The sequence below is a fragment of the Segatella copri genome (assembly GCF_019127135.1).
Taxonomy (GTDB): domain Bacteria; phylum Bacteroidota; class Bacteroidia; order Bacteroidales; family Bacteroidaceae; genus Prevotella.
Map to the genome: position 1 here is coordinate 1 of NZ_JAHOEA010000106.1, position 4,537 is coordinate 4,537.

The window sequence follows — 4,537 nt, forward strand, 5'->3', positions numbered from 1 at the left end:
CATTAAACAAGCTGTTGAGGAAGCAAATGAGCAAATCCTTGTTCATTGCTGTTCCGAAAATTCGCTTGAAACCAAAGTCGGTCAGCAAGCTGATATATCTTTCTTCTACCTGCTTCATAATCATCTGTTTTAAATATCCATGCCGCAAAGTTACGACTTTATTTTCAAACCCGCAAGAGATTTATATAATTTCCGGACGAAAAAACATCATTTAAGGAAGTTTTTGAGAAAAGTCTTGCTATTCCCGATTATTTCCACTATCTTTGCAATTGAATTGGTTGTACTCGATAAAACGAAGAAGATATGGATTACAAGAGATTACCATACGGTGTTGCCGATTATACCTGGATTAAGAGTCAGAACAGATACTGTGCTGACAAGACAATGTTTATACCTAAGATGGAGGAAGCTGGAGACTTTCTCTATCTCATCCGCCCACGCCGTTTTGGAAAGAGTGTCTTCCTCACGATGCTTCAAGCCTACTACGACATCGAGAAGAAAGACTCGTTCCATACTACATTCAAGGATACTTGGATTGAGTCGCACCCAACCGAAGGACTTGGACAATATCAGGTTTTGTATTTCGACTTCTCTAGAGCTGCAGCAGGACAAGGTAGCTTGGAGGAAAACTTCAATATATATTGTAACAGCGTATTGGATGGCTTCATCAAAAAGTATGCTGCCTATTATGATGAAGATTTCAACATGGAGGAATACCTTGGCTTTTCCGGTGCCTCCTATAAGCTAAATGCACTGAATACTTATTCCAAAAGCAAAGGTACGCAACTTTACCTTATCATCGACGAGTATGACAACTTCACCAACAACATCCTGAGTGAGGAAGGAGAAGCTGTGTATCACGCCTTGACTCATGCACAAGGCTTCTACCGTGACTTCTTCAAGCTATTCAAGGGAATGTTCCAACGCATCATGATGATGGGAGTAAGTCCTGTCACCGTGAACGACCTCAACAGTGGCTATAACATCGGCACCAATCTCTCCATGGACCCCATGTTCAACATGATGCTGGGATTCAGCGAGAACGAGGTACGGGAAATGATAGAATACTACAGAGAAGTAGGACTCATCAAGGTTCCGACCGACCAGCTGATTACCGACATGAAGCCTTGGTATGACAACTATTGCTTCGCGAAGGACAGTCTGGTTACAGACCCCAAGATGTTCAATTCGGATATGGTTATCTATTATCTCCGCCATTTCATCCGTTTTGGCAAAGCGCCGGACGAGATGGTAGACCCAAACACCATGACTGATTATGCCAAGATGAAGAAGATCATCTTCCTGGACAAGCTGCAGGGCGACCGCAAGAGCGTGCTGAAAGAAATCATCAACCAAGGTTACATCTGGGCGGAGCTGAGAGAAAGTTTCCCTGCTGAAGACTTGGTTGACCCTGACCTGTTCCCAAGTCTGCTCTACTATTACGGCATGCTGACCATCATTGGCAAGCGTGGCAGAAGAGTAAAGTTGGGAATCCCTAACGAGAATGTACGCCGCCAATATTACGGCTATGTGTTGGATGAATACAACAGGGATGCCAAAATCAACAATAATCATCTTGCCGACCGATACGATGTAATGGCTCTGGATGGTAACATCAAGCCAGCCATCGAATACATCGCCGAAGGTTATCGAAACTGCACAAGTATTCACTCCAGCATTCAGGCAGAGCGCAATCTGCAAGGTTTCATCGCCGCTTATCTCAACCATAGTGGTTATTACTATATCATCCAGGAAATGGAGTTGAATGGTGGTTATTGCGACTTGACGATGATTCCGGACCTCACCCGTTTTCCAGAGGTTGCCCATGCCTACCTCTTGGAGTTGAAATATCTGAAAACGGGCGATACCGATGAAGAAGGAAACAAGGCCTTGGAAGAAGCAAGGACTCAGTTGGAGCAATATGCGCAAGACACAAGATTGCCACAGCTGATGAATGGAATGCCTATCCACAAGATAGCCATCATCTATAAAGGTAATGACTTGTGGAAAATAACGGAGTGCTAAAGAATTTAGAAAACGACAAGGGTCTATATGCCACGATGAACAGGTGGCGTATAGACCCTTGATTATATGGTGATATTCGTAATCTACCTGGCATCAAACCAAAGTAGTCATTTTCAGAAAATCTCGCAGATGAATGTGCTTAATGCCATCAATATTGGTTTGACTGTAAAGCCTATCCATAGAAATCACGTATTTGGGATGACTGTCTTTTATCAATTTCAAATTGCCGAATTCACGCTCTACCGTTTCCTCAGAAGCCAGCAGATAGGTAACTTGCACATACGCCACACTATCCGCTTTCTCGGCAACAAAATCAATCTCAGCCTTATACATCTGACCAACATATACTTTATACCCCATCCTGCACAAATGGATATATACAGCGTTCTCCATCACCTTTTCGATATCAAAACGCCTGTTGCCACCTATAATATGATTCCTGATTCCCAGGTCTTCGAAATAGAACTTGTCGCCTAACTCGAAAAGTCGCTTGCCATGAATGTCGTATCTGTTAACTCGATCGATAATAAAAGCATTGCTTAAATACTCCAAATACGTGAGAATCATCTTGGCAGACGTTTCGGTGTTCTGGCTTTTCAGAAATTTTACAATACTCGTTGCTGAGAATTGTTTACCGATATTATCGCTCACAAACTTCAGCAGCGTTCGCAACAATGGTATGTTTCTGATGTTTTCTCGCTCTATGATATCACGAAGTACTATCGTATTATACACATTGTCAAGATAATCTTCTACCAAATCCGTATTTTCCAACCCTAAATTGCGCAACTGAGGGAGCCCGCCATACTGCAGATACAGGTTCAAGGAAGCATCATCATCCTTCAGTTCATGGAACGTCAGAAACTCTTCATAGCAGAGTCCTCTAATGCGATAAGCAATATATCTGCCTCTCAGGCGAGTTGCCAGTTCGCCCGAAAGCATCTTGGCGTTGCTGCCGGTAATGTTCGATACGATTGGAATACCCTAATCTTTCTAATATTTTTTGTTTCATACGAGTAAAACTTTTCGCAAAGATACTCTTTTTGTTTCACATAAGTAACAAAAATGATAGATTTTTTGTTTTTATTACTTATAATTAACAGGTTTGGTACACATTGCACCTCACGGGAAACGACAAGGGTCTATATGCCACGAAGAAAAGGTGGCGAATAGACCCTTGATTATATGGAGATATTTGTCATCAATATCTCCGCTATTATATTTTTTATGTATTGCTCAGATTCTTAATGATTTCCAAAGGTAGCTGGGTAGCTTTGGAAACCTGTTCGGCAGAAAGTCCCATTGCCAGCAAACGTTGTGCTGTTTCTGTGTTGGCCTCATGCTTGCCTTCTGCTCTGCCTTTCTCCATACCTTCAGCAATTCCTTCTTCCTTACCTTTTTCCATGCCTTTTTCCATACCTTCTTCCATTCCTTTCTGATATCTGTCATCCAGAAGGGTTCTTTCAACACTTACCGAATCCCAAAACTTGTCATAGGCACGGAGCTCGGCATCTGTAAAGCCGGATATCTTCAGTTCCTCTACTGCTTTTCCAATCTCCGGATCATTGAGCAGGTCGGCAGGAATATCCTTCGTATTGGAATTTATTTCTGTGAGGAAACGGAGCCACAAGACCATCATGCGCTTATCGGCAATGGAATGAGGAGTGAACTTCGGGAGTTCAATGAAGGTGAAATGCAAGCCTTCGATGACCTTATTGCTGTCCTTATCGTGCACGATGCGGTAGTTGTGGATGAAATCCGGAGTATCATGCGCAAAGATTTCATTTATCAGGTTGAGAGAATACACTGGTTGGAGTTCGCTGTATTTGCCTCCCTTTTTTGCCTGACTCACATAGAGCTTGGATGCATTGAACAGTACTCGCTGCTGGAATGCGTCAGACCATTCCATCTGCATTTCCACGCAGAACTTCCTGCCTCTGACATCTGTGCAGAGTACATCCACAATGGTGTTCTTGCCCCCTTCGAGCTGGGGTACAAGTTCTGTAGGCAGATACTTTATCTCGTGTATCTGCTCCTCTTCGCTGAGTGGCAGGAGGGCGTTCAGAAGGCTGATCAATCTTTTAGGATGATTGCCGAATATCTTCTTGAACGTAAGGTCTGCCTTAGGATCTAAGTACTTCATAACCATTTGTTTTAAAATTCACTACTGCAAAGTTACGACTTTATTTTCAAACCCGCAAGAGATTTTAGGGAAAAGTTTCGGAAAAAGTTAGAGAATGGTGAATGTTGAATGTTGAGTGTTGAATGGTGAATGTTGAATGTGGAGTGTTGAATGGTCTATATGCCTCGATGAACAGGTGACGTATAATTAGTCTTTGTTGATAATTACTTCTTGAATAGAGCCTGAAAATGTTAAAAAATATAAACAAGGTGTCGCATTGCCCACGAATGAGACACCTAAAACCAAAAAATCATACCTGAAAAAACAAATATTACCCCCCCCAGCCCGTCCGAGAACGGCCGTTTTGGGGTGTATCACATAGGGTAGAAC

At 42.6% G+C, this 4,537-nt stretch carries 5 protein-coding genes; 1 reads left to right on the top strand and 4 read right to left on the bottom strand.

The window, feature by feature from the left end; translation table 11 throughout:
* Nucleotides 1–118: PD-(D/E)XK nuclease family transposase (locus KSW37_RS16150; protein WP_194256672.1), on the bottom strand; the 118-nt coding region annotated here is incomplete at its 3' end.
* A gap of 185 nt (nt 119–303) precedes the next feature.
* On the opposite strand from KSW37_RS16150, the gene KSW37_RS15095 reads away from it, so the two are divergent.
* On the top strand, nt 304–2,025 hold the full coding sequence (locus KSW37_RS15095) for an AAA family ATPase (protein WP_217315243.1): 1,722 nt from the start codon (nt 304–306) through the stop codon (nt 2,023–2,025).
* A gap of 93 nt (nt 2,026–2,118) precedes the next feature.
* Here the strand turns inward: KSW37_RS15095 and KSW37_RS15100 are convergent, their stop codons facing one another.
* The 3 genes from KSW37_RS15100 to KSW37_RS15110 all read right to left on the bottom strand — a co-directional run.
* Nucleotides 2,119–2,967: an ATP-binding protein gene (locus KSW37_RS15100; protein WP_217315245.1), complete on the bottom strand. Its 849-nt coding sequence runs from the start codon at nt 2,965–2,967 to the stop codon at nt 2,119–2,121.
* A gap of 283 nt (nt 2,968–3,250) precedes the next feature.
* The gene (locus KSW37_RS15105; protein ID WP_217315246.1) at nt 3,251–4,174 is read right to left on the bottom strand and encodes an Rpn family recombination-promoting nuclease/putative transposase; all 924 of its coding nucleotides are present in this window, start codon (nt 4,172–4,174) and stop codon (nt 3,251–3,253) included.
* Nucleotides 4,175–4,354: 180 nt separating this feature from the next.
* Nucleotides 4,355–4,537 (bottom strand): hypothetical protein (locus tag KSW37_RS15110; RefSeq protein ID WP_217743520.1); only part of this gene is annotated, 183 nt, incomplete at its 5' end.

Excerpts from the sequence above, each read along its gene's own strand:
- KSW37_RS15095 (WP_217315243.1), top strand. The coding sequence starts at position 304 with ATGGATTACAAGAGATTACCATACGGTGTTGCCGATTATACCTGGATT.
- KSW37_RS15100 (WP_217315245.1), bottom strand. The coding sequence starts at position 2,967 with ATGCTTTCGGGCGAACTGGCAACTCGCCTGAGAGGCAGATATATTGCT.
- KSW37_RS15105 (WP_217315246.1), bottom strand. The coding sequence starts at position 4,174 with ATGGTTATGAAGTACTTAGATCCTAAGGCAGACCTTACGTTCAAGAAG.